At 35.3% G+C, this 23,692-nt stretch carries 15 protein-coding genes; 12 read left to right on the forward strand and 3 right to left on the reverse strand.

Annotation, left to right across the window (positions count from 1 at the left end; all coding sequences use genetic code 11):
* Positions 1-119 precede the first annotated feature (119 nt).
* Together RN605_RS01000 and RN605_RS01005 are read left to right on the forward strand one after the other, a co-directional pair.
* Positions 120-6,215 carry a hypothetical protein gene (locus tag RN605_RS01000; protein ID WP_313356372.1) on the forward strand — a complete coding sequence of 2,032 codons (6,096 nt, stop codon included), beginning with the start codon at positions 120-122 and terminating at the stop codon, positions 6,213-6,215.
* Positions 6,216-9,311 (forward strand): T9SS type A sorting domain-containing protein, encoded by a 3,096-nt coding sequence (locus RN605_RS01005; RefSeq protein WP_313356374.1) that lies wholly within the window; start codon positions 6,216-6,218, stop codon positions 9,309-9,311.
* Positions 9,312-9,582: 271 nt separating this feature from the next.
* Here the strand turns inward: RN605_RS01005 and RN605_RS01010 are convergent, their stop codons facing one another.
* Positions 9,583-10,530 carry a TerC family protein gene (locus RN605_RS01010; RefSeq protein ID WP_313321547.1) on the reverse strand — a complete coding sequence of 316 codons (948 nt, stop codon included), beginning with the start codon at positions 10,528-10,530 and terminating at the stop codon, positions 9,583-9,585.
* Positions 10,531-10,710: 180 nt separating this feature from the next.
* On the opposite strand from RN605_RS01010, the gene RN605_RS01015 reads away from it, so the two are divergent.
* The 5 genes from RN605_RS01015 (at position 10,711) to RN605_RS01035 (ending at position 16,783) form a co-directional block, all read left to right on the forward strand.
* Positions 10,711-12,900, forward strand: coding sequence for a glutamine synthetase III family protein (locus RN605_RS01015; RefSeq protein ID WP_313321548.1), 2,190 nt, complete (start codon positions 10,711-10,713; stop codon positions 12,898-12,900).
* Positions 12,901-13,016: 116 nt separating this feature from the next.
* Entirely contained in the window at positions 13,017-13,907 is an 891-nt protein-coding gene (locus RN605_RS01020) for an OmpA family protein (RefSeq protein WP_313321549.1), read from the forward strand.
* Between the two features lies 1 nt (position 13,908).
* Positions 13,909-14,745, forward strand: a complete 837-nt coding sequence (locus RN605_RS01025; protein WP_313321550.1) for an OmpA family protein — start codon at positions 13,909-13,911, stop codon at positions 14,743-14,745.
* A 1-nt stretch (position 14,746) separates the two neighbouring features.
* On the forward strand, positions 14,747-15,517 hold the full coding sequence (locus RN605_RS01030) for an OmpA family protein (RefSeq protein WP_313321551.1): 771 nt from the start codon (positions 14,747-14,749) through the stop codon (positions 15,515-15,517).
* A gap of 87 nt (positions 15,518-15,604) precedes the next feature.
* Positions 15,605-16,783 carry an AIR synthase related protein gene (locus tag RN605_RS01035; RefSeq protein ID WP_313321552.1) on the forward strand — a complete coding sequence of 393 codons (1,179 nt, stop codon included), beginning with the start codon at positions 15,605-15,607 and terminating at the stop codon, positions 16,781-16,783.
* Between the two features lie 64 nt (positions 16,784-16,847).
* Here the strand turns inward: RN605_RS01035 and RN605_RS01040 are convergent, their stop codons facing one another.
* Both RN605_RS01040 and RN605_RS01045 read right to left on the reverse strand, forming a co-directional pair.
* The gene (locus RN605_RS01040; protein WP_313321553.1) at positions 16,848-17,801 is read right to left on the reverse strand and encodes a transketolase family protein; all 954 of its coding nucleotides are present in this window, start codon (positions 17,799-17,801) and stop codon (positions 16,848-16,850) included.
* Between the two features lie 4 nt (positions 17,802-17,805).
* Entirely contained in the window at positions 17,806-18,651 is an 846-nt protein-coding gene (locus tag RN605_RS01045) for a transketolase (RefSeq protein ID WP_313321554.1), read from the reverse strand.
* Between the two features lie 206 nt (positions 18,652-18,857).
* Here RN605_RS01045 and RN605_RS01050 point away from each other — a divergent pair, with 206 nt between their 5' ends.
* The 5 genes from RN605_RS01050 (at position 18,858) to RN605_RS01070 (ending at position 23,613) form a co-directional block, all read left to right on the forward strand.
* Complete coding sequence (locus RN605_RS01050; RefSeq protein ID WP_313321555.1) at positions 18,858-19,301, forward strand: response regulator; 444 nt, start codon at positions 18,858-18,860, stop codon at positions 19,299-19,301.
* Positions 19,302-19,464: 163 nt separating this feature from the next.
* Positions 19,465-20,595 carry a tRNA guanosine(34) transglycosylase Tgt gene (tgt, locus tag RN605_RS01055; RefSeq protein ID WP_313321556.1) on the forward strand — a complete coding sequence of 377 codons (1,131 nt, stop codon included), beginning with the start codon at positions 19,465-19,467 and terminating at the stop codon, positions 20,593-20,595.
* Between the two features lie 2 nt (positions 20,596-20,597).
* Positions 20,598-21,683, forward strand: coding sequence for an LptF/LptG family permease (locus tag RN605_RS01060; protein WP_313321557.1), 1,086 nt, complete (start codon positions 20,598-20,600; stop codon positions 21,681-21,683).
* The gene (locus RN605_RS01065) at positions 21,670-22,560 is read left to right on the forward strand and encodes a DMT family transporter (RefSeq protein WP_313321558.1); all 891 of its coding nucleotides are present in this window, start codon (positions 21,670-21,672) and stop codon (positions 22,558-22,560) included. Before RN605_RS01060 ends, RN605_RS01065 begins: the two co-directional genes overlap by 14 nt.
* Positions 22,561-22,659: 99 nt before the next feature.
* A complete protein-coding gene (locus tag RN605_RS01070) occupies positions 22,660-23,613 on the forward strand; it encodes an acetyl-CoA carboxylase carboxyltransferase subunit alpha (RefSeq protein WP_313321559.1) in 954 nt (317 codons plus the stop codon).
* Positions 23,614-23,692: the final 79 nt, after the last annotated feature.

The following is a 23,692-nucleotide window of genomic DNA, read 5'->3' on the forward strand; positions in this document are numbered from 1 at the left end:
CAGCTTTTTTAACGTTTGTTTATAAATGTTGTTAATTTTATAATCCCTATTTGAAAAATCTACTCAATAATTTTTAAAACACCTATTTGTGATGTGGCATTTATTAAATGCTTAACATTATGAAAAACATTACTTTATTTAAGTTTTTAGGTTTCTCTAGTAGTGACAATTGTGTTGTTAGTAGAAGAGAAAATGGTTTCAAATTGGATTTTTCCAAAGTCACATCTGTAGAAGAATGTTGTAGTGAAACAAAAAAGAAACCTAAAGGCGTGATGGGTATACTAGTACTTCTCATGCTTTTTTTGTTTTCCAACATTTCCACAGCACAGATTACTTTGGATGGAGATCCAAATGATTGGGGAACGTTATTATCCACACCAGGAGGAATTAAGGCTAGAATTACTGACCCAATTGACGGCACAGATGATATTTGGACTTTAGGTTCAAAAGATGTGCAACAGATAAGTCAATGGGCATGGACGACAAATAGTTCTAACGATAAAAATAATATGGCCAATGTTGGTTATTATTTTGATGGTACTTTTTTATATTTCTTTGCTGATAGACGAGCTAATAATGGTGATTCAGCAATTGGATTTTGGATTCTTCAAGATAGTGTTGGTAAGTTAGGTGTAACTAGTGGTGGATTTAGCGGACAACACATTGATGGTGATATTCTAATGATTAGTCACTTCGTAAATGGCGGAGCTGTAGCTGATATAAATGCTTACAGATGGACTAATGGAGCATTAGATCCTACACCAATCCCTTTACCAACCTCAGGTTTAGATGCAAGAGTTAATGTTAATACAGTTAATTCTCCTCCATCTTGGAATTATGTTCCTAAGTTTGGTGCTGCAGGAACTTATCCGCCTTCATCATTCTTTGAGGGTTACATAGATTTAAGTAGTGTAAATTTCAATTTGAGTGTTTGTTTAGGAACATTTTTAGCAGAAACAAGAAATTCACAATCATTAACAGCTTCTTTGGAAGATTTGGCAAGAGGAAGATTTGGTTCAGTGCCAGCTCCTAAAACTTTAGTAGGAAGTAGTTTTTGTAGTTCATCACCAAATAGTGGAACTATAACTTTAGCAAATTCTGAAACACAAGTAAGTTATCAGTTAAAAAAAGATTCAGATGATACCAATGTACAAGTAGCTCAGCTAGGAACTGGTGGAACATTGACATGGTCTAACCTGCCAGCTGGAAATTATTACGTCGTTGCTACTAATACAATTTCAGAATGTACTACATTAATAGGTAGACCGACAGCAGTTACTGTAGTTCAGTCTCCAACGGTTTCAGTTAATTCACCTTCTAAATGTTCAAATGATCCTGCGGTCAGTATTACTGCAACAGTAAATCCAGCAGGAACATATACATATGTATGGACTGTGCCTCAAGGAGCTTCAAATCCAGGTAATGTAGCATCATTTAATGCAACTGTTGGAGGAAGTTATTCAGTTGTTGTTACTAATGGTTCAACCAATTGTTCTGGCTCTGGTTCAGGAACTTTAACAGTTAATCCAAGTCCTAATCTTGTAACTAATAATCCAGCACCAGTTTGCGCACCGTTAACGGTTGATTTAACACTTCCAGCTGTTACTACAGGAAGTAATCTTCAAGGTGGAACACTTACTTACTGGACAAATTCTGGGGCAACAACACCTTTAAATAATCCAAGTGCTGTTTCAGCATCTGGAACTTATTATATTAAAGTTACAACTTCAGCTAATTGTACGGACATAAAACCTGTTACAGTTACAATTATACCTGTAATTCCTATAGTTATTAATTGTCCTCAAAATAGTTCTACCAGCGCTTGTGCCTATGCAGACCAAGCAGCAGTTAATGCAGCATTTGCAACCTGGTTAGGAGGATTTACAGCTTCAGGAGGAAATGGTACTTTAGTTACATCAGGTCTACAAAACTTATCAGCACCTAATTTGTGTGCTGGAGGTAATGTGACTGTAAACTTTAGTGCCTCTGATGATTGTGGAAAACAAGCTACTTGTTCTGCTACTTTCACTATTACCGCAGCACCACAAGTAACGGTGAATGCACCAGCTGCATCATCAACAAGTGCTTGTGCTTATGCAGACCAAGCAGCAGTTAATGCAGCGTTTGCGACGTGGTTAGGTGGCTTTACGGTAAGTGGCGGATGTAACCCACAAGGCAGCTATGGAGAAGTAAGTGCTCCAAATGCTTGTGGCGGAACCACAACAGTTACTTATACTGTAATGGATAAATGTTACCAAACATCAACAGTAACGAGAGCCTTTACTATCACACCAGCACCACAAGTAACGGTGAATGCACCAGCTGCATCATCAACAAGTGCTTGTGCTTATGCAGACCAAGCAGCAGTTAATGCAGCGTTTGCGACGTGGTTAGGTGGCTTTACGGTAAGTGGCGGATGTAACCCACAAGGCAGCTATGGAGAAGTAAGTGCTCCAAATGCTTGTGGCGGAACCACAACAGTTACTTATACTGTAATGGATAAATGTTACCAAACATCAACAGTAACGAGAGCCTTTACTATCACACCAGCACCACAAGTAACGGTGAATGCACCAGCTGCATCATCAACAAGTGCTTGTGCTTATGCAGACCAAGCAGCAGTTAATGCAGCGTTTGCGACGTGGTTAGGTGGCTTTACGGTAAGTGGCGGATGTAACCCACAAGGCAGCTATGGAGAAGTAAGTGCTCCAAATGCATGTGGCGGAACCACAACAGTTACTTATACTGTAATGGATAAATGTTACCAAACATCAACAGTAACGAGAGCCTTTACTATCACACCAGCACCACAAGTAACGGTGAATGCACCAGCTGCATCATCAACCAGTGCTTGTGCTTATGCAGACCAAGCAGCAGTTAATGCAGCGTTTGCGACGTGGTTAGGTGGCTTTACGGTAAGTGGCGGATGTAACCCACAAGGCAGCTATGGAGAAGTAAGTGCTCCAAATGCTTGTGGCGGAACCACAACAGTTACTTATACTGTAATGGATAAATGTTACCAAACATCAACAGTAACGAGAGCCTTTACTATCACACCAGCACCACAAGTAACGGTGAATGCACCAGCTGCATCATCAACAAGTGCTTGTGCTTATGCAGACCAAGCAGCAGTTAATGCAGCGTTTGCGACGTGGTTAGGTGGCTTTACGGTAAGTGGCGGATGTAACCCACAAGGCAGCTATGGAGAAGTAAGTGCTCCAAATGCATGTGGCGGAACCACAACAGTTACTTATACTGTAATGGATAAATGTTACCAAACATCAACAGTAACGAGAGCCTTTACTATCACACCAGCACCACAAGTAACGGTGAATGCACCAGCTGCATCATCAACAAGTGCTTGTGCTTATGCAGACCAAGCAGCAGTTAATGCAGCGTTTGCGACGTGGTTAGGTGGCTTTACGGTAAGTGGCGGATGTAACCCACAAGGCAGCTATGGAGAAGTAAGTGCTCCAAATGCTTGTGGCGGAACCACAACAGTTACTTATACTGTAATGGATAAATGTTACCAAACATCAACAGTAACGAGAGCCTTTACTATCACACCAGCACCACAAGTAACGGTGAATGCACCAGCTGCATCATCAACAAGTGCTTGTGCTTATGCAGACCAAGCAGCAGTTAATGCAGCGTTTGCGACGTGGTTAGGTGGCTTTACGGTAAGTGGCGGATGTAACCCACAAGGCAGCTATGGAGAAGTAAGTGCTCCAAATGCATGTGGCGGAACCACAACAGTTACTTATACTGTAATGGATAAATGTTACCAAACATCAACAGTAACGAGAGCCTTTACCATCACACCAGCACCACAAGTAACGGTGAATGCACCAGCTGCATCATCAACAAGTGCTTGTGCTTATGCAGACCAAGCAGCAGTTAATGCAGCGTTTGCGACGTGGTTAGGTGGCTTTACGGTAAGTGGCGGATGTAACCCACAAGGCAGCTATGGAGAAGTAAGTGCTCCAAATGCATGTGGCGGAACCACAACAGTTACTTATACTGTAATGGATAAATGTTACCAAACATCAACAGTAACGAGAGCCTTTACTATCACACCAGCACCACAAGTAACGGTGAATGCACCAGCTGCATCATCAACCAGTGCTTGTGCTTATGCAGACCAAGCAGCAGTTAATGCAGCGTTTGCGACGTGGTTAGGTGGCTTTACGGTAAGTGGAGGCTGTAACCCACAAGGCAGCTATGGAGAAGTAAGTGCTCCAAATGCATGTGGCGGAACCACAACAGTTACTTATACTGTAATGGATAAATGTTACCAAACATCAACAGTAACGAGAGCCTTTACTATCACACCAGCACCACAAGTAACGGTGAATGCACCAGCTGCATCATCAACCAGTGCTTGTGCTTATGCAGACCAAGCAGCAGTTAATGCAGCGTTTGCGACGTGGTTAGGTGGCTTTACGGTAAGTGGCGGATGTAACCCACAAGGCAGCTATGGAGAAGTAAGTGCTCCAAATGCTTGTGGCGGAACCACAACAGTTACTTATACTGTAATGGATAAATGTTACCAAACATCAACAGTAACGAGAGCCTTTACTATCACACCAGCACCACAAGTAACGGTGAATGCACCAGCTGCATCATCAACCAGTGCTTGTGCTTATGCAGACCAAGCAGCAGTTAATGCAGCGTTTGCGACGTGGTTAGGTGGCTTTACGGTAAGTGGAGGCTGTAACCCACAAGGCAGCTATGGAGAAGTAAGTGCTCCAAATGCATGTGGCGGAACCACAACAGTTACTTATACTGTAATGGATAAATGTTACCAAACATCAACAGTAACGAGAGCCTTTACTATCACACCAGCACCACAAGTAACGGTGAATGCACCAGCTGCATCATCAACCAGTGCTTGTGCTTATGCAGACCAAGCAGCAGTTAATGCAGCGTTTGCGACGTGGTTAGGTGGCTTTACGGTAAGTGGCGGATGTAACCCACAAGGCAGCTATGGAGAAGTAAGTGCTCCAAATGCTTGTGGCGGAACCACAACAGTTACTTATACTGTAATGGATAAATGTTACCAAACATCAACAGTAACGAGAGCCTTTACTATCACACCAGCACCACAAGTAACGGTGAATGCACCAGCTGCATCATCAACAAGTGCTTGTGCTTATGCAGACCAAGCAGCAGTTAATGCAGCGTTTGCGACGTGGTTAGGTGGCTTTACGGTAAGTGGCGGATGTAACCCACAAGGCAGCTATGGAGAAGTAAGTGCTCCAAATGCATGTGGCGGAACCACAACAGTTACTTATACTGTAATGGATAAATGTTACCAAACATCAACAGTAACGAGAGCCTTTACCATCACACCAGCACCACAAGTAACGGTGAATGCACCAGCTGCATCATCAACAAGTGCTTGTGCTTATGCAGACCAAGCAGCAGTTAATGCAGCGTTTGCGACGTGGTTAGGTGGCTTTACGGTAAGTGGCGGATGTAACCCACAAGGCAGCTATGGAGAAGTAAGTGCTCCAAATGCATGTGGCGGAACCACAACAGTTACTTATACTGTAATGGATAAATGTTACCAAACATCAACAGTAACGAGAGCCTTTACTATCACACCAGCACCACAAGTAACGGTGAATGCACCAGCTGCATCATCAACCAGTGCTTGTGCTTATGCAGACCAAGCAGCAGTTAATGCAGCGTTTGCGACGTGGTTAGGTGGCTTTACGGTAAGTGGAGGCTGTAACCCACAAGGCAGCTATGGAGAAGTAAGTGCTCCAAATGCATGTGGCGGAACCACAACAGTTACTTATACTGTAATGGATAAATGTTACCAAACATCAACAGTAACGAGAGCCTTTACTATCACACCAGCACCACAAGTAACGGTGAATGCACCAGCTGCATCATCAACCAGTGCTTGTGCTTATGCAGACCAAGCAGCAGTTAATGCAGCGTTTGCGACGTGGTTAGGTGGCTTTACGGTAAGTGGCGGATGTAACCCACAAGGCAGCTATGGAGAAGTAAGTGCTCCAAATGCATGTGGCGGAACCACAACAGTTACTTATACTGTAATGGATAAATGTTACCAAACATCAACAGTAACGAGAGCCTTTACTATCACACCAGCACCACAAGTAACGGTGAATGCACCAGCTGCATCATCAACAAGTGCTTGTGCTTATGCAGACCAAGCAGCAGTTAATGCAGCGTTTCGTGGTTAGGTGGCTTTACCATGTAACCCACAAGGCAGCTATGGAGAAGTAAGTGCTCCAAATGCTTGTGGCGGAACCACAACAGTTACTTATACTGTAATGGATAAATGTTACCAAACATCAACAGTAACGAGAGCCTTTACTATCACACCAGCACCACAAGTAACGGTGAATGCACCAGCTGCATCATCAACCAGTGCTTGTGCTTATGCAGACCAAGCAGCAGTTAATGCAGCGTTTGCGACGTGGTTAGGTGGCTTTACGGTAAGTGGCGGATGTAACCCACAAGGCAGCTATGGAGAAGTAAGTGCTCCAAATGCTTGTGGCGGAACCACAACAGTTACTTATACTGTAATGGATAAATGTTACCAAACATCAACAGTAACGAGAGCCTTTACTATCACACCAGCACCACAAGTAACGGTGAATGCACCAGCTGCATCATCAACAAGTGCTTGTGCTTATGCAGACCAAGCAGCAGTTAATGCAGCGTTTGCGACGTGGTTAGGTGGCTTTACGGTAAGTGGCGGATGTAACCCACAAGGCAGCTATGGAGAAGTAAGTGCTCCAAATGCATGTGGCGGAACCACAACAGTTACTTATACTGTAATGGATAAATGTTACCAAACATCAACAGTAACGAGAGCCTTTACTATCACACCAGCACCACAAGTAACGGTGAATGCACCAGCTGCATCATCAACAAGTGCTTGTGCTTATGCAGACCAAGCAGCAGTTAATGCAGCGTTTGCGACGTGGTTAGGTGGCTTTACGGTAAGTGGCGGATGTAACCCACAAGGCAGCTATGGAGAAGTAAGTGCTCCAAATGCTTGTGGCGGAACCACAACAGTTACTTATACTGTAATGGATAAATGTTACCAAACATCAACAGTAACGAGAGCCTTTACTATCACACCAGCACCACAAGTAACGGTGAATGCACCAGCTGCATCATCAACAAGTGCTTGTGCTTATGCAGACCAAGCAGCAGTTAATGCAGCGTTTGCGACGTGGTTAGGTGGCTTTACGGTAAGTGGCGGATGTAACCCACAAGGCAGCTATGGAGAAGTAAGTGCTCCAAATGCATGTGGCGGAACCACAACAGTTACTTATACTGTAATGGATAAATGTTACCAAACATCAACAGTAACGAGAGCCTTTACCATCACACCAGCACCACAAGTAACGGTGAATGCACCAGCTGCATCATCAACAAGTGCTTGTGCTTATGCAGACCAAGCAGCAGTTAATGCAGCGTTTGCGACGTGGTTAGGTGGCTTTACGGTAAGTGGCGGATGTAACCCACAAGGCAGCTATGGAGAAGTAAGTGCTCCAAATGCATGTGGCGGAACCACAACAGTTACTTATACTGTAATGGATAAATGTTACCAAACATCAACAGTAACGAGAGCCTTTACTATCACACCAGCACCACAAGTAACGGTGAATGCACCAGCTGCATCATCAACCAGTGCTTGTGCTTATGCAGACCAAGCAGCAGTTAATGCAGCGTTTGCGACGTGGTTAGGTGGCTTTACGGTAAGTGGCGGATGTAACCCACAAGGCAGCTATGGAGAAGTAAGTGCTCCAAATGCATGTGGCGGAACCACAACAGTTACTTATACTGTAATGGATAAATGTTACCAAACATCAACAGTAACGAGAGCCTTTACTATCACACCAGCACCACAAGTAACGGTGAATGCACCAGCTGCATCATCAACAAGTGCTTGTGCTTATGCAGACCAAGCAGCAGTTAATGCAGCGTTTGCGACGTGGTTAGGTGGCTTTACGGTAAGTGGCGGATGTAACCCACAAGGCAGCTATGGAGAAGTAAGTGCTCCAAATGCTTGTGGCGGAACCACAACAGTTACTTATACTGTAATGGATAAATGTTACCAAACATCAACAGTAACGAGAGCCTTTACTATCACACCAGCACCAGTCTTGGTATTAAATTCACCTGACAGCACAATAATCAGTTCATGTGATTATGCAGACCAAGCGGCAGTTGATGCAGCTTTCGCTACATGGTTAAGTCAATTTGGTGTGACTGGAGGATGTGATCCAAAAGGTAATTATGGTGAGCCATTAGCTCCTCAATTATGTACTGGTGGAACTACAACAGTGACATTTGTTGTGACTGATACTTGTAATACAGCAGATGTAACTGAAACATTTACAGTTGTACCAGCTGAAACATTAACTGTTACATGTCCAGCTTATAGATTTGTAAAATGTGGAGAAAATCCAAGTATTGCATTTGAGGAATGGAAAAATGGATTTAGTTATTCAGGAGGTTGCGTTAATGTAACTGTTACAGATTTGACACAATACCAAATTCCAGAACCAGGTACTGAGTTGGTTATAACTTATACGGTATCCGATAATTGTCAGTCAGCTTCTTGTACAGCAAGATTTATTATTGAGGTGTGCGGTACTGAAGGGTGTACATTAGGATATTGGAAAAACCATACTAATAGATGGTGTTCTTCATATACTACTTGTGATTTATTCGGTGCAGTGTTTACAAGTGCACCAGCAAATTTATCTAATTTGACGCTGTTGCAAGCATTAAATTTAGGTGGCGGAGGAATTTACAACTTGGCTCGTCAAGGAGTTGCAGCTTTATTAAATGCATGTAGTGATGATGTGGATTATATTGGATATCAAGATAATGTACAATCAATTATTGATGCCGTTAACCAAGCTTATGCAACTGGAGGCAGTGCACCAGGAATATTAGGTTCTGAATTAGATACTTTTAACAATGCTGGCTGTCCTTTAGGAGGAACAAGAGCTACTACAGCACCAAATTGTAATTCATCTGTAGCTCCAAACTTATTTACATCATTAAATAGAATTGGAGTAAAAGTATATCCTAATCCATATACAGATAACTTTAATATAAATGTTTCTACGACAAACAATTCTAAAGTATCAGTATCAATCTATGATATGATTGGAAGATTAATTGAGACAATAGAAATTAATCCAACTGAATCAAACGAAATTAAAGTTGGGGATAAATATCCATCTGGAGTTTACAATGTAATAGTATCTCAAGGAGTTGAAGTGAAAACACTAAGAGTTATTAAAAGATAATTTAAAAAAGTAAATGATCAAAAAAACCTCTTCAGTAATTGAAGAGGTTTTTTTATTGTTATCCATGTTAAAAAAAAGTATAAATCAATAATATAAACAGTTAAGTACAATTATTGTTTCGAAGTTATTAAATGAAAAAGGATAAAAGAAAAATGATTCAAGTTTAATACTCTAGATGATCTTCAATGACTTTATTATTAAAAATAATAAAATGATAAACAGTTGATTAATCATATTATTTTCAAAAAAGCCATCAAGCCCAAAAAAATATTTAATTGTTTTCAGAGTTTGAATTTTTTAGAGAAACAAGAATTCCAGCTAATAATGAGATAGCAATAAATCCTAAAGAAATCCATTCGGGAAATTTATAATAATGAACAATTAGCATTTTGATACCCACAAAGGTTAAGATTGCAATTAAACTATATTCTAAATAACTAAACTTTTCTAACATATTAGCTAAAAAGAAATACATCGAACGTAATCCAAGAATTGCAAAAATATTAGAGCTAAATACTAAAAAAGGATCAGATGTAATAGCTAAAATTGCAGGAACACTATCCATTGCAAACAAAACATCCATTAATTCTATAACAATTAGAGCTACAAATAATGGTGTGGCAAACGTAATATGTCTTTTTCTAATAAAAAACTTTTGTCCTTCAATGTGCATAGTAACCGGAATTATTTTTCGAAGATTTCTAAAAATGAATGATTTTTTTGGATTGAAATTTTCATTTTCACCTTTAAAAAGCATTTTGGCGGCAGTAAAAATTAAAAATGCTCCAAAAACATAAGTCATCCAACTAAATTTATTGATAAGTAAAACTCCAAAATATATCATTAAACCTCTAAAAACTATTGCTCCTAGAATACCCCAGAACAATACTCTATGTTGAAATTTCTGTGGAATTTTGAAAGAAGAGAACACAACAGCAATTACAAAAATATTGTCAACACTTAAGGATAATTCAATTAAATAACCAGTAATATATTTTATGGAAGCTAACGTTGGAGTAAGTTTAGTTGGATTCTCGATATAATTATTTTGGTATATCCAATATATCACTCCAGAAAATATAAATGAAATAACCACAAATATAGTTGTCCATTTGCCAGCTTCTTTTGATGAAATTATATGAGGATTTTTATTAAAAACTCCTAAATCTAGTGCTAAAAAAAATAATATTGCGGTAAGAAATAATATCCAAACAATCATATTGAGTAATTTTTATCAAATATAAGTCAATTGTTCATAGTATAAAAATTAGCTTAAAAAATAAAAATGTGAAATGTTGATAATTTTACCCCTAAAAAAATAGGGTATTTTTATTTTAAGATTAAAATAATGCTATATTTGCATCAAAATACTAGGGTATAATTTTAAAAATTAATTTTTATGTCAAGTTTACGTTTTCAAGCATTGAAAGATGCATCAGGTAGAAAGCCTGTAAAATTTGAAGAAGTTGATAAAAAATCAGCACTTTTTGGTTCTAATGTGTTTAATGACAAAGCTATGAAGCAATATTTAACTTCTGATGCTTATAAAGGAGTGAAAGATGCCGTGCAGCATGGAACAAAAATTGATAGAAAATTAGCAGATTATATCGCAATGGGTATGAAAGAATGGGCGGTGTCGAAAGGCGTTACTCATTATACTCACTGGTTTCAACCATTAACAGGAGCAACTGCTGAAAAACATGATGCTTTTTTTGAAACATCTTACGATGGTTCTGATCCAGTTGAAAAATTTGGTGGCGGACAATTAGTGCAACAAGAACCAGATGCTTCTTCTTTCCCTAATGGTGGAATTAGAAATACATTTGAAGCTCGTGGTTATACCGCTTGGGATCCAACTTCACCAGCTTTTATTTTTGGAACAACTTTGTGTATTCCAACAGTTTTTATCTCTTATACTGGCGAGGCATTAGACTATAAAACTCCATTATTACGTGCATTAAATGCTGTTGATGAAGCTGCTACTGATGTTTGTAAATATTTTGATAAGAACGTTAAAAAAGTTACTGCTACTTTAGGTTGGGAACAAGAATATTTCTTGGTTGACTCTTCTTTGGCTAATTCTCGTCCAGATTTGGTAATGACTGGAAGAACGTTGTTAGGTCACACTTCTGCAAAAGGTCAACAATTAGACGACCATTATTTTGGTTCAATTCCTTCTCGTGCACTTGCTTACATGCGTGAATTAGAAGAAGAATGTATGTTGCTTGGCATTCCAGTAAAAACGCGTCATAATGAAGTTGCTCCAAACCAGTTTGAGTTAGCTCCAATTTTTGAAGAAACCAATTTAGCAGTTGATCATAATTCATTATTGATGGACGTTATGTCTAAAGTTGGAGAACGTCATGATTTTAAAGTATTGTTTCATGAGAAACCTTTCAAAGGTGTAAATGGTTCTGGAAAACACAATAACTGGTCAATGGCTACTGATACAGGAGTAAATTTACTTTCACCAGGAAAAACGCCAATGAGTAATTTACAATTTTTATCATTTTTTATAAATACAATAAAAGCAGTTCAAGAATACGAAGAATTACTTAGAGCATCAATTGCTACAGCAAGTAATGACCACAGATTAGGAGCAAACGAAGCTCCGCCAGCAATTATTTCTGTTTTTATAGGTGATCAATTATCTAAAGTATTAGCTGAGTTAGAAGGAGTTTCTAAAGGAAAACTTTCTCCAGAAGAAAAAACAGATTTGAAATTAAATGTGGTTGGTAAAATTCCAGATGTTATGTTGGACAATACTGATAGAAACAGAACATCTCCATTTGCATTTACAGGGAATAAATTTGAATTTCGTGCTGTAGGTTCATCTGCAAATTGTGCCAATGCAATGACAACTTTAAATTCGATTGTTGCAAAACAATTAAGAGATTTCAAAAAAGAAGTTGATACATTAATTGAGAAAAAAGACTTGAAAAAAGACGAGGCAATTTTCAATGTTTTACGAGAATACATCAAACAAACAAAAAATATTCTTTTTGAAGGCGATGGTTATAGCGATGCTTGGGAAAAAGAAGCTAAGAAAAGAGGTTTGAGCAATCATAAAACTACACCAGCAGCTTTAAAAGCTAAAGTATCTAAAAAAGCTTTAGATTTATTTAGTGATTTAAACGTGATGAATCATGTTGAAGTTGAAGCTCGTTATGAAATTGAATTAGAAGAATACACTAAGAAAATTCAAATCGAAGGTAGAGTTTTGGGAGATATTGCTCGTAATCACGTAATTCCAACAGCTATCCGTTATCAAAATACTTTAATTGAAAACGTTCGTGGTTTAAAAGAAATTTTCGGAAAAGATTTTGAAAAAATAGCTAAAGAACAAATTTTCCTTATCAAAGAGATTTCTCAGCATATAGAAGGAATCAATTCAAATGTTGAAGCAATGACCGAAGCTCGTAAAAAAGCTAATGCATTGACTGATGCTCAAAAAATGGCTGAAGCTTACTGTGATAAAGTAAAACCATATTTTGAAATCATCAGAGAACATTGTGATAAACTTGAGTTATTAGTTGATGACGAAATTTGGACACTAACCAAATACAGAGAGTTGTTATTTACAAGATAATCAAGTGTATATATGATTTTTAAAAAGCCATTCAACTGAATGGCTTTTTTATTGGTATAAATTTTGCGAGGTGTAAAGTAAATTTTTTCGTAACTTTCAACTATAATTTTATCATTATGAAATTTAAATTTCTTTTCATTTTTTTATTTAGTCTATTTTTTTCTTTTTCTCAAGAACAATATAATGTGTATTTTGATAGTAATAAATTTGAGTTGACAGATAGAGAAGATTATAAATTACAAAGTTGGATTTCAGATAACAGGAACAATAAAATTGTTGCTATTCATGGTTTTACAGATGAAGATGGAACTACAAGTTTCAATGATTCTTTGGCACAAAAAAGAGTGAATACTATTTTTAATGTTGTAAAAGGTCAAATAAAAATAAGAGAAGACTTTAAAACGATAAGTTTCGGTGAAAACTTCAATCAATCAAAAAATAAAGCTGAAAACAGACGTGTAACCATTTATTATATACTTGAAAAAGATTTAGCGCGTGAAAGCGAAATTTTAGGAATTAAAGGAGAACCAGAAGCAGTAGAAGAAATTCCAAAACCTGAAATTAATTATCCTGAGAAAATGATTTTTGAAAATCCGAATGGGACAAAAGATGAATTCAAATTGGATGTTGAATTTATGAAAAAAGTTGGAAATTCTGTAGTCGGAGAAAAATTAAAATTAGACAATTTAGAATTTCAAGTAAATACTTTTGCGATAACGAAAGAATCACGAGGAAAGCTTTATGAGTTGTTGTTAGTTTTGCAAAATAACCCTCAATTGAAGATTGAAATTCAAGGTCATTTATGTTGTATGCCAGTTGATCGTTATGATTTATCTACCAAAAGAGCAAAAGCAATCTATAGTTTTTTAGTTTCCAATCAAATTTATCCTGGAAGATTGTCCTATAAAGGTTTTGGAAGTTCACAACCCATTTATTCTTTACCAGAAAAAAACGAGGAACAACGAGCAGCAAACAGAAGAGTTGAAATTGTAATTGTAGCTAACTAGAATGAAGTTTTTGAAATTTTATTTATTGTTTTTCGTCTTTCAATCGTTTAGTCAAAAGCAATTTGAAGTTTATTTTGATTTTAATAAAGATGTTCCAAATGAAAAATCTAGTTATAAACTAAATGATTGGATAAAAATGAATCAAAGCGCTGAGATTATTTCGATAAAAGGTTATTGTGATAGTGTTGATAACAAATTTTATAATAAGGAATTAGCTGAAAAAAGAATAAAATCTACATTAGAGATATTGAAGAAAAATTCAATTTTAATAAATAATAATTTGATAATTGAAGCAGTTGGAGAAGATTTTCAACAGTCAAAAAATCAAAATGAAAATAGAAAAGTAGTTTTTAATTATTTAGAAAAAAGTAAACCCAAATCCATCAATTTATCTGAAAATAAATCTATAGAAGTTGTTGATGAAATAGTAGTAAATAAAATTGAAACCGAAAGAAGTTCTTTGTTTAAAAAATTTGAAAAAGCAAAAATTGGTGATAGAATAGCAATTTATAACATTAATTTTAAGTTTAATTCTGAAACCATTGAAGAAACTTCAGGACCATTATTAGAAGATCTTTTATTTATAATGGAAAGAAATCCTAAACTTGTTATTAAAATTCACGGGCATATTTGTTGTAATCCAAACCCATATAACACAAAATTATCTTTTCGTCGTGCTTTGAAAATTTTTAAATACCTTAGAGATAAAGGAATTCAACAAAACAGATTGGCATACAATGGAGTAGGAAGTAACAATCCGATTTATCCAATACCCGAAAATAATGAAGAAGAACGCATTGCAAACAGAAGAGTTGAAATAGAAATTGTCAGAAAGTAAAATGAAACTAATCAAAATACTAATATTATTCTTTTTTGCTAACTATTGTCTTGCTCAAAAGCAATTCGAAGTGTATTTTGATTTTAATAAAGATTTTCCAAACGAAAATTCAATACTTGAGTTTAATGAATGGAAAACTTCTGTAAAGATTAGTGAAGTTTTTAAATTAGAAGGTTACTGCGATAGTGTTGATACAAAAAATTACAATAAAAAATTAGCCGAAAGACGTATTGAAAGTATAATCAAATTATTAAAAAGCAGTGCAGTACTACTAAATAAAGATTTGAAAAAGATTGCCTTCGGAAAAGATTTTGAGCGTTCGCCAAATCAAGATGAAAACAGAAAAGTTATTATTTATTATAATGAAGTTCAAGCTGAAAACCCAAAATCTGAGTTATACGAAAAAATAAAAAATGCTAAAGTTGGCGAAAATATAAAACTTCCAAATATTTATTTTTATAATAATTCTGCCAGAACAGTGCCAAAATCGAAAACTACAATGTATGATTTGCTTTGTGTTATGGAAGAAAATCCAAAGCTGAAAATTGAAATTCAAGGTCATATTTGTTGTCAAATAGATACTGATATAAACGATATTTCAACGGCAAGAGCAAAAGCGATTTACAATTTTTTGATAAGAAATAAAATTGATAGAAATCGAATGACTTATAAAGGATATGGTACCACAAAACCAGTTCATAAAATTCCTGAGAAAAACGAAACAGAAGCTGATGAAAACAGAAGAGTTGAAATTATGATTGTTGAGAATTAAAATAAATATTCCTAAATTTCATATTTTGTAATTCGTAATTCGGACTTCAATTTGTTATCTTTGCAGCAACACAACTAACTACAAAAAATGAGTTCTGATAACAGTCAACGCTATTCACTTCGAGGAGTTTCCGCTTCAAAAGAAGATGTTCACAATGCCATAAAAAACATTGACAAAGGTTTATTTCCAAAAGCATTTTGCAAAATTGTTCCCGACTATTTAACCAATGATGAAAATTATTGTTTAATCATGCATGCTGATGGAGCAGGAACAAAGTCTTCGTTAGCTTATATGTATTGGAAAGAAACTGGAGATTTATCCGTTTGGAAAGGAATAGCCCAAGATGCTTTAATCATGAATATTGATGATTTATTATGTGTTGGAGCTACTGATAACATTCTTCTTTCCTCAACAATTGGAAGAAATAAAAATTTAATTCCAGCCGAAGTAATTTCAGCAATCATCAACGGAACAGAAGAATTAATTCAAGATTTGAAAAAATTTGGAGTTACCATTCATTCCACTGGTGGAGAAACGGCAGATGTTGGAGACTTAGTGAGAACAATTATTGTAGATTCTACCGTTACAGCAAGAATGAAGCGCAGCGATGTAATTGATAATGCTAATATTCAAGCAGGTGATGTAATTGTTGGATTAGCTTCTTCTGGTCAAGCAAATTATGAAACACAATACAACGGCGGAATGGGAAGTAACGGCTTGACTTCAGCTAGGCATGATGTTTTTTCTAAATATTTAGCGGAAAAATATCCTGAAAGTTTTGATAGTTCTGTTCCAAAAGATTTGGTTTATTCAGGAAATGTAACATTAACCGATGAAGTTGAAAATTCTCCCATCGACGCTGGAAAATTAGTGCTTTCTCCAACAAGAACTTATGCGCCTATAATTAAAGCTATTTTAGAAAAATACAATTCAAAAGAAATTCACGGAATGGTACATTGTTCTGGTGGTGCGCAAACAAAAGTGTTGCATTTTGTGGACAATGTTCATGTAGTAAAAGATAATTTATTCCCAATTCCACCATTATTTAAATTGATTCAAGAACAATCAAAAACTGATTGGAAAGAAATGTACCAAGTTTTCAATTGTGGACATAGAATGGAACTTTATGTGCCTAAAGAATTAGCAAACGATATAATTGAAATTTCTAAGTCATTTGGAGTTGATGCACAAATAGTTGGTAGAGTTGAAGCAAGTGAATCAAAAAAACTAACTATTGATAGTGAGTTTGGAAAATTTGAGTATTAAAATAAAATAATGCATTAAACAAAAAAGCCGCTATTAGCGGCTTTTTTATTTATAAGAAATAATATTACTTTCTTTTCATTACTTTATCTACTGCTTCAACAATTGCTTGATGATTTAATTTGTATTTTTCCATCAATTGAGCTGGAGTTCCACTTTCACCAAAACTATCATTTACCGCTACAAATTCTTGAGGTTTTGGATTATTTAAAGCTAAAACTCTTGAAACACTTTCACCTAAACCACCTAAGAAGTTATGTTCTTCAGCAGTAACCACACAACCTGTTTTGGCCACTGATTTTAAAATTGCTTCTTCATCCAATGGTTTTATAGTATGAATATTGATTACTTCAGCTGAAATTCCTTTTGCTTCTAATTCTTCCGCAGCTACTAATGCTTCCCAAACCAAATGTCCGGTAGCAATAATAGTTACATCAGTTCCTTCATTAAGCATGATTGCTTTTCCAATTATAAAAGGTTCGTCAGCAGGAGTAAAGTTTGGCACAACTGGACGTCCAAAACGCAAATAAGCCGGACCATGATGTTCTGCTAAAGCAATAGTTGCTGCTTTGGTTTGGTTGTAATCACAAGTATTGATTACGGTCATCCCTGGCAACATTTTCATTAATCCAATATCTTCTAAAATTTGATGTGTTGCTCCATCTTCACCAAGTGTTAATCCAGCGTGAGAAGCACAAATTTTTACATTTTTATCAGAATAGGCAACTGATTGACGGATTTGATCATAAACTCTTCCCGTAGAAAAGTTAGCAAATGTTCCTGTAAAAGGAATTTTTCCACCAATAGTTAAACCAGCTGCAATTCCTATCATGTTTGCTTCAGCAATCCCAACTTGGAAAAAACGCTCTGGATGATTCTTTTTGAAATCGTCAAATTTTAATGAACCAATTAAATCAGCACAAAGTGCCACAACATTTTCATTTTTTTGTCCTAATTCGGTCATTCCTGCTCCAAAACCAGAACGAGTATCTTTACTTCCTTGATTTTCGTATTTTTTCATAATTTTAATAATCTCCTAGAGTTTCTGCGTTTTGTGCTAATCCTGTTGCTAATTGTTCATCGTTTGGTGCTTTTCCATGCCAAGCGTGTGTGTGCATCATAAAATCAACACCGTTACCCATAACAGTATGTAATAAAACACAAACTGGTTTTCCTTTACCCGTTCTGCTTTTAGCTTCTGTCATACCAGTAATAATTGCTTCGATGTTATTTCCTTCAGTAATTTCTAAAACATCCCAATCAAAAGCTTCAAACTTTGCTCTTAAACTTCCCATGTTTAAAACTTCATCAGTTGAACCGTCAATTTGTTGTCCATTTAAATCGACAGTAGCAATTAAATTGTCCACTTTTTTTGCTGAAGCATACATTATGGCTTCCCAATTTTGACCTTCTTGTAATTCACCATCGCCATGAAGTGAGTAAACTAAATGATTATCACCATTTAATTTTTTTGCTTGTGCAGCACCAATTGCAACTGATAATCCTTGTCCTAAAGAACCTGAAGCCATGCGAACACCAGGTAAATTGTCATGCGTTGTTGGATGTCCTTGTAAACGAGAATTTATTTTTCTGAATGTTGCCAATTCAGAAACTGGGAAATAACCACTTCGAGCTAAAACGCTATAGAAAACGGGAGAAATGTGACCATTGGATAAGAAAAATAAATCTTCACCAATGCCATCCATATTAAAACCAGGTTTTCTCTCTAGTAGTTGTTGATACAATACAGTAAAAAACTCAGCACATCCTAAAGAACCACCCGGATGACCTGAATTTACAGCATGTACCATACGAAGAATATCTCTTCGAACTTGTGTTGTAAAATCTTGTAAGTGTTGTGTGTTAGACATTATAAATAGTTATAAATTATTTGTGCGCAAAAGTAATTCTATTTTTTTCAAGCCACAAAAGATTTATAAATTAGTTATCAAATGATTATCAAAAGAACTTTGGCTTTTTACTCCAAGAGAATTTAAATTTTATAATAAAACAATTTTATTTTGTAACAACTTTAAATCCTAACAGTCTTAATTTTACAGAAATAAAAATTGATGCTATGAAAAAATCACAAACCATTTTTTATTTAGATGATGATTCAGAGGATTTAGAATTTTTCAAAGAAATAGCTGAAGGTTTAGGACATTCTGTTCGAGGGTTTTCAGATGGTAAGGCTATGCTATTAGTTTTGGAATCAGAACAAAATAAACCGGATATAATTTTTTTGGATGTACATATGCCTGTACTTAATGGTCAGGAAATTCTAGAGATTATAAAAAAATCGGAAACTTTAAAAGATATTCCTATAGTAATGGTTTCAGGTGCTTATCCTAAAAAATTGGTTAAAAACCTTCAAGATCTTGGAGTAAATTATTTGATGAAAAAGCATCATATTCATGATTATCGTGAATCGGTTGAAGAGTTGTTAAATGATCATGTTTTGAAAAGTAATAACAATTCAGATTCTCAATCAGACGGTCAATCATTGACTATCTTTCATTAATTATATTAACTTGATTTCTGATTTTGTAATTGTTTCATCTTTTACATGTGTCAATTCTTGTTTGTTTTGAAATGAAATCTCTCTTTAAAGAGTTAAATAAAACCATAATTCATAATTCATAATTCACAATTCTTTTATCTTTGCCCACTGTAAAAAAAGATAGATGAAATTTGAATTATTACAAACTGATGCGCAATCAAAAGCTAGAGCTGGAAAAATTACAACTGATCATGGTGTAATTGAAACGCCTATTTTTATGCCAGTTGGAACTGTTGCATCTGTAAAAGGTGTACATCAAAGAGAATTAAAAGAAGAAATTAATCCAGATATAATTTTAGGAAATACTTATCACTTATACTTGCGTCCGCAAACTGATATTTTAGAAAAAGCAGGCGGATTACATAAATTTATGAATTGGGATAGAAATATTTTAACCGATTCAGGTGGTTACCAAGTTTATTCATTGTCTTCAAACAGAAAAATAAAAGAAGAAGGCGTAAAATTCAAATCTCACATAGATGGTTCTTACCACGTTTTCACTCCTGAAAATGTGATGGAAATTCAGCGTACAATTGGTGCCGATATTATTATGGCATTCGATGAGTGTACACCTTATCCTTGCGATTATCGTTATGCGCAAAGAAGTATGCACATGACACATCGATGGTTGGACAGATGTATTAATCATTTAGAAAAAGTGCCAACAAAATATGGTTATGACCAAACTTTTTTTCCAATAGTTCAAGGAAGTACTTATAAAGATTTGCGCCAACAATCGGCAGAATATATTGCTAATGCTGGTGCCGAAGGAAATGCAATTGGTGGTTTATCTGTTGGCGAACCTGCTGAAGAAATGTATGCTATGACCGAAGTGGTTACAGCTGTTCTTCCGCAAGACAAACCAAGATACTTAATGGGAGTTGGTACACCAATCAATATTTTGGAAAATATTGCTTTAGGAATTGATATGTTTGATTGTGTTATGCCAACTAGAAATGCTAGAAATGGTATGTTGTTTACAGCCAATGGAACAATAAATATCAAAAATAAAAAATGGGAAGATGATTTTTCTCCTATTGACGAAATGGGAATTACATTTGTTGATACTGAATATACTAAGGCTTATTTAAGACATTTATTTGCTGCAAATGAATATTTAGGGAAACAAATTGCAACCATTCACAACCTTGGTTTTTATATGTGGTTGGTTCGTGAAGCTAGAAAACATATCTTAGCAGGAGATTTCAGAGTTTGGAAAGATATGATGGTTAAACAAATGAATCAACGTTTATAGGAATGCTTAAAATTATTGATAAATACATTCTGAAACGCTATTTAATAACATTTACAGTAATGTTATTGATGTTTATTCCGATTGGAATAGTAATTGACGTTTCTGAAAAAATCAATAAAATATTAGCAAATAAGGTTCCTTTTATTGAAGTAGCAAGCTATTATTTAGACTTTACTATTTATTTTGCCAATTTACTGTTTCCAATTTTTCTCTTTCTATCTGTTATCTGGTTTACATCTAAACTGGCAAATAACACAGAAATCATCGCAATATTAAGTTCGGGGATATCTTTTACTCGATTTATGCGACCTTATATAATTGGTGCAACAACGGTTTCATTATTTGCTTTGATAATGAGCGTTTATCTCGTTCCAAGTGCTAGTTTAGGCTTTTTAAGTTTTAGATACAGATATTTAAATAGCTATGCTAAAAATGCAAAAGGAGACCAAACCAACGTTTTACGTCAAATCAGCAAAGACGAATACATTTATGTCAGTAGTTTTAATGATATTTCAAAAATGGCTTTTAATTTTTCAATGGAAAAATTTAAGGACGAAAAACTGGAATATAAATTAACAGCCAGTCGGTTAAAATATAATGCAAAAGATAGCACCTATACTTTATTCAATTATACTAAAAGAAAGGTTGGTGTATTGAATGATATTATTGAAAGTGGTGAGAAAAAGGACACTGTTTTTAATTTTGATTTAGATGATTTAACACCAGTGGTTTACATAGCAGAAACTTTACCGTTACAAGAACTTAATAAGTTTATTGATAAGGAAAGGCAACGAGGTTCTTCTAATATTAATGTTTATTTAGTTGTACTTTATAAAAAGTACAGTTTACCAGTTTCGGCGTTTATTTTAACCATCATAGCTGTTGCAGTTTCATCTATGAAAAGACGTGGTGGAATGGGAATGAACTTAGCCATTGGAATTATACTAGCATTTGCTTTTGTGTTTTTAGATAAAGTTTTTGGTGTTTTAGCAGAAGCATCTTCAGCTCCGCCAATGCTTGCTGTTTGGACACCAAATATTGTTTTTGGAATATTGGCCATTTATCTTCTTCGTAATGCTAAGCGATAGCTTTAAAAGTTATTTACACCTTCATTTGATAGTATTCATTTGGGGATTTACGGCAATTTTAGGTGCTTTAATTTCCTTAGATGCTTTGCCATTGGTTTGGTTTAGAATGTCATTAGCGGTTGTGTTTATTTCCTTGTATATTTATTGGAAAAAATTGCCTTTAAAAGTTTCAAGAAAATTTTTGATGCAATTTATCTTCGCAGGATTTATTATCGCTCTACATTGGTTTACTTTTTTCAAGGCGATTAAAGTTTCAAATGTGTCAGTTACTTTGGCTTGTTTATCTACAGGCGCTTTTTTTGCCTCTTTCTTAGAACCAATTTTATTTGGAAAGAAAATAATTTGGTATGAAGTTTTTTTGGGACTTTTGGTAGTTCTTGGGCTGTACATCATCTTTAATGTAGAAGGTAATTATTTTTATGGAATATTACTGGCTTTGACTTCGGCATTTTTGTCTGCTTTATTTTCAGTTATTAATAGCAAGTTTGTAAAAACTCATGATGCTACAATAATTTCCTTTTATGAGCTTTCTGGAGGAGTTCTTTTTTTTTCAGTTCTATTACTTTTTGGAAATCAATTCTCAACTGATTTTTTTAGTTTAACTTTCGATGATTTGAAATATTTAATCATTTTAAGTTCTATTTGTACTGCATATGCATTTATTGCTTCAACTTCAGTAATGAAACATTTGAGTGCTTACACAGTAATGCTAACTATTAATCTAGAACCTATATATGGCATTATTTTAGCCGTTATTCTTTTTAAAGAAAAAGAAAAAATGAGTGTTGATTTTTACATTGGAGCATTACTAATTTTATTTACAGTTTTATTAAATATTGTTATTAAAACACATCGCAAAAAGTTAGTTGAACATTAATTTAGTGTAAACTTTTGTGATAAATTATCGTCTTGTATTAACCTTTTCAAAATATAAAATTTTATATTTGCTTTACGAAAAAACAAAACAATTACTTCTATGGAATATTTAGATTTTGAACTACCCATTAAAGAACTTGAAGACCAATTAGATAAATGTTTGGTAATTGGACAAGAGTCAGATGTAGATGTTTCAAAAACTTGCAAACAGATAGAAAAGAAGCTTGAAGAAACTAAGAAAAATATCTATAAAAATTTAACGGCTTGGCAAAGAGTACAACTTTCTCGTCACCCAAACCGACCATATACTTTAGATCATATTAAAGCTTTGTGTGGAGATACTTTTCTAGAATTGCATGGTGATAGAGGTTTCAAGGATGACAAAGCTATGGTTGGCGGTTTAGGAAAAATTGATGGACAATCGTTTATGATAATTGGCCAACAAAAAGGATACAATACTAAAACACGTCAATACAGAAACTTCGGAATGGCAAATCCAGAAGGCTATAGAAAAGCATTGCGCTTAATGAAAATGGCTGAAAAATTTGGAATTCCTGTAATAACCTTGATTGATACTCCTGGTGCATATCCAGGTTTAGAAGCAGAAGAAAGAGGACAAGGTGAAGCTATTGCAAGAAACATTTTAGAAATGGTTAGACTTAAAGTTCCAATTATATGTGTAATAGTTGGTGAAGGTGCTTCTGGTGGTGCATTAGGAATTGGTGTTGGTGATAGAGTATTAATGATGGAAAACACTTGGTATTCTGTAATTTCACCTGAATCATGTTCTTCAATTTTATGGAAAAGTTGGGAATATAAAGAAACAGCTGCCGAAGCTTTAAAATTAACTTCATCTGATATGAAAAAACAAAAGTTAGTTGATGAAGTTATTCCAGAACCACTTGGTGGAGCTCATTATGATAGAGAAACAACTTTTAAAACAGTTGAAAAATATATTATGAAAGCTTTTAACGAATTAAAGGATTTATCAACAACTGATTTAGTTGCCCAAAGGATGGACAAATACAGCAAAATGGGTGAATTTAAAGAGTAATATCTTACGAAATATTTCTTAATCCGAAGCCCAACAGTTTCGGATTTTTTTATGGTTATCAACAAAAAAACAAAACTTA

Origin of the sequence: Flavobacterium sp. PMTSA4, from assembly GCF_032098525.1 — a bacterium.
Taxonomy (GTDB): Bacteria; Bacteroidota; Bacteroidia; order Flavobacteriales; family Flavobacteriaceae; genus Flavobacterium; species Flavobacterium capsici.

What these genes read in the sequence shown, in the direction of transcription:
- RN605_RS01000 (WP_313356372.1), top strand. Translation starts at nt 120, where the DNA reads ATGAAAAACATTACTTTATTTAAGTTTTTAGGTTTCTCTAGTAGTGAC.
- RN605_RS01010 (WP_313321547.1), bottom strand. Translation starts at nt 10,530, where the DNA reads ATGATTGTTTGGATATTATTTCTTACCGCAATATTATTTTTTTTAGCA.
- RN605_RS01015 (WP_313321548.1), top strand. Translation starts at nt 10,711, where the DNA reads ATGTCAAGTTTACGTTTTCAAGCATTGAAAGATGCATCAGGTAGAAAG.
- RN605_RS01020 (WP_313321549.1), top strand. Translation starts at nt 13,017, where the DNA reads ATGAAATTTAAATTTCTTTTCATTTTTTTATTTAGTCTATTTTTTTCT.
- RN605_RS01025 (WP_313321550.1), top strand. Translation starts at nt 13,909, where the DNA reads ATGAAGTTTTTGAAATTTTATTTATTGTTTTTCGTCTTTCAATCGTTT.
- RN605_RS01030 (WP_313321551.1), top strand. Translation starts at nt 14,747, where the DNA reads ATGAAACTAATCAAAATACTAATATTATTCTTTTTTGCTAACTATTGT.
- RN605_RS01035 (WP_313321552.1), top strand. Translation starts at nt 15,605, where the DNA reads ATGAGTTCTGATAACAGTCAACGCTATTCACTTCGAGGAGTTTCCGCT.
- RN605_RS01040 (WP_313321553.1), bottom strand. Translation starts at nt 17,801, where the DNA reads ATGAAAAAATACGAAAATCAAGGAAGTAAAGATACTCGTTCTGGTTTT.
- RN605_RS01045 (WP_313321554.1), bottom strand. Translation starts at nt 18,651, where the DNA reads ATGTCTAACACACAACACTTACAAGATTTTACAACACAAGTTCGAAGA.
- RN605_RS01050 (WP_313321555.1), top strand. Translation starts at nt 18,858, where the DNA reads ATGAAAAAATCACAAACCATTTTTTATTTAGATGATGATTCAGAGGAT.
- tgt (WP_313321556.1), top strand. Translation starts at nt 19,465, where the DNA reads ATGAAATTTGAATTATTACAAACTGATGCGCAATCAAAAGCTAGAGCT.
- RN605_RS01060 (WP_313321557.1), top strand. Translation starts at nt 20,598, where the DNA reads ATGCTTAAAATTATTGATAAATACATTCTGAAACGCTATTTAATAACA.
- RN605_RS01065 (WP_313321558.1), top strand. Translation starts at nt 21,670, where the DNA reads ATGCTAAGCGATAGCTTTAAAAGTTATTTACACCTTCATTTGATAGTA.
- RN605_RS01070 (WP_313321559.1), top strand. Translation starts at nt 22,660, where the DNA reads ATGGAATATTTAGATTTTGAACTACCCATTAAAGAACTTGAAGACCAA.